The sequence below is a fragment of the Dietzia sp. UBA5065 genome (genome assembly GCA_002415925.1).
Taxonomy (GTDB): Bacteria; Actinomycetota; Actinomycetes; order Mycobacteriales; family Mycobacteriaceae; genus Dietzia.
This window is the reverse complement of the sequence record DIAZ01000070.1, coordinates 1-1640: the sequence shown is the minus strand read 5'-3', so window position 1 is coordinate 1640 and position 1640 is coordinate 1. Positions and strand designations below refer to the sequence as shown.

At 74.4% G+C, this 1640-nt stretch carries 2 protein-coding genes; both read right to left on the bottom strand.

Going from position 1 to position 1640, the window contains the following annotated elements; all coding sequences use genetic code 11:
* Positions 1 to 30 precede the first annotated feature (30 nt).
* Positions 31 to 834 carry an SDR family oxidoreductase gene (locus B4M60_RS05185; RefSeq protein ID WP_291080946.1) on the bottom strand — a complete coding sequence of 268 codons (804 nt, stop codon included), beginning with the start codon at positions 832 to 834 and terminating at the stop codon, positions 31 to 33.
* Positions 831 to 1586: a lysoplasmalogenase family protein gene (locus B4M60_RS05180; RefSeq protein WP_291080945.1), complete on the bottom strand. Its 756-nt coding sequence runs from the start codon at positions 1584 to 1586 to the stop codon at positions 831 to 833. The genes B4M60_RS05185 and B4M60_RS05180 overlap by 4 nt, the downstream gene beginning before the upstream one ends.
* Positions 1587 to 1640 lie beyond the last annotated feature (54 nt).

Genomic DNA, 1640 nt, shown 5'->3' with positions numbered 1-1640 from the left:
CGGCGGCGGGATCACCGGCGGCGGCTCCGGTCACGAGGTCAGGCGCTGATTGGTCAGGCGGATGATCCTGCTCGGCACCAGCTGCGACGCCAGATACATGGCGGCGGCCTGCCTGCCCACCGGGCGATGGACCTCCCTGCCCAGCACGCCGCGGATCCTGCCGAGGACACCGGACGGCTCGCGGCGGGTCTGCTCGGCGAGGTCGAGGATCTCCCCCGCCACGTCACCCTCCGTCAGCCGAACGCCCATGTTCCGCATGCCCGCGGTGTCCACGCCCTCGAGCATCCCGGTGCCCACGTACAGCGGCCACACCGAGCACACGCGGATGCCCTCCGGGCCCCACTCCAGGTCCAGGGCCTCGGTGATGCCGCGGACGGCGAACTTGGTGGCCGAGTACACGGCCATCTCGGCCTGGCCGTAGATCGCCGACGCCGAGCAGACGTTGACCACGGTCGGCGCGGAGGCCCCGGCCAGGTACGGGTGCGCTGCACGACAGCCGTAGAGGACGCCCTTGACGTTGACGTCCACCAGCGCGGAGTCCCGCTCGTAGCTGGCGTCCATGAACGGCGTCCCGTAGAGGAGCCCGGCGTTGTTGACCAGCACGTCCAGCGCGCCGCCGGAGCGGGCGGTCAGCTCTGCCAGCGCCTCCTCCCAGGCGGCGGGGGCGGTGACGTCGAGGGCCCCGGTGACGATCCGCGCGTCGCCCTCGGCCCACGCGCACGGCTGCAGGTCATAGGCCCCGACGAGGTACCCGGCGTCGGCGAACCGGCGCGCGGTGGCCTCACCGATCCCGCGGCCGGCGCCGGTGACCAGGACGCTCCGGACCGCGCTCACGCCGACCGCCCGGCCGCGCGAGCCGCGGCGGCCGTGCCCGTGAGCAGCAGCAACGCGGCCGTGGCGTAGGTGTCGATCACGCCGACGTCCAGCGCCCTGGCCAACGCGGTCCCGCCCTCGGTCTTGCGGCGGGCCAGGATCAGCGAATCGCTCAGCAGGAACACCGGCCCGGCCACCGCGAGCACCGAGGCAGCGGGACCGCTCCGCCGGTCCACCGAGGTCGCCAGCGCGGACAGCGTGGCCAGCAGCCCGCCGTACGCGGCCAGCGGGGCGTTCTCCCGCCCCTCGGACACCAGCACCGCCCCCGCGGCGCCGGCGATCACGCCGTGGACCGCCAGCTGCACCGGCTTGAACCGGATCCCCGAGCGGAGCATGAGCCCGCCGAGCGCCAGGTGCCCCACCCCGAAGGCGGCCGCGCCCGAGACGAGCCTGGTCGAGGACCGGCTGGCGTGGCCGCCGCCGAGCATGAGGATCACGTCGCCCGTGGTGTAGGCCGCGCCGGTGGCGGAGAGCAGGGCGGTGTCGACCGGCGAGAGTCGGCCGTCGCGCAGGGCGATCGTCAGCGCGGCCGGGACGATCAGCGGCTTACACAGCTTCTCCAGCGGACCGAACTCGGTGGCCTTGGCGACCTCCGTCCCCACGGCGGCGGCGAGGAACGCGGGCCCCTCCGGGCGGGAGAGGTCCGCGAGCGAGCGCACCCGCTCCCGCAGCGCGCGCGTCAGTCGGGTGGCGAACGGGCTCGTCGTCGTCATCCTCTACTCCAATCCCACGTCGGTCAGTCCGAGCAGCGCGCGGTACTCCACACC